Annotated in this window: 1 protein-coding gene; it reads left to right on the top strand. The window is 55.8% G+C overall.

Translation table 11 applies throughout. From position 1 onward, the window contains the following. Positions 1-620: DUF6708 domain-containing protein (locus A9B99_RS24055; protein WP_331710067.1), on the top strand; the 620-nt coding region annotated here is incomplete at both ends.

Raw genomic sequence — 620 nt, 5'->3', positions numbered from 1 at the left:
ATTCTGTTAAAAGAATGGTTCCGTTATACCCATTACCCGGTTCGTTTTAACCGTAAAACCCGGCAGGTCCATATCTTTCAGGTCAGTGGCGAGATAATCACCGTTCCCTGGAATAAGATTTATTTCACCACCAACCGGCAACGGTTAAATGAATGCATTGTCGGGCACATTCTGGCGGAAGATAACGACACCGTGCTGAACACCTTCAGTTTTGGCCATGTGGGCACCCGGGATGAGCTCTCCCGCTACTGGGAGTTTATCCGCTGTTATATGGAAGAGGACTGTGTGGCGGAGCTGGCTGCCACAGTGCTGTACTGCCCGCCGGTGGAGCATGGCAGGGAAGGGTACATCACAGGTTTACAGATGCTGCTGCAGGTGGAATCCCGGCTGGAATGGCTGCCCACCCTGCTGCTGTTGCCGTTGTCACTGGTGGAAAGCGTGTCGAGGTATATAGGCACGCAGACCAGCAGGCGCCCGCAGTGGTCAGCAGAGGTGGAAATGGCCTGCCGGCCAGAGCCGGGTGACCCGGTGAATGTGGGAGCAGAGCACAATGGGCCTGGCCGCTGGCGCACGGTACTGGCCAACGAACCCCGTGCTGTTTACGATGCCAAAAACCAGTA

Source organism: Mangrovibacter phragmitis, assembly GCF_001655675.1.
GTDB lineage: Bacteria > Pseudomonadota > Gammaproteobacteria > Enterobacterales > Enterobacteriaceae > Mangrovibacter > Mangrovibacter phragmitis.
The sequence above is the reverse complement of the archived record's forward strand: the minus strand, read 5'-3'. Positions and strand labels throughout refer to the sequence as shown.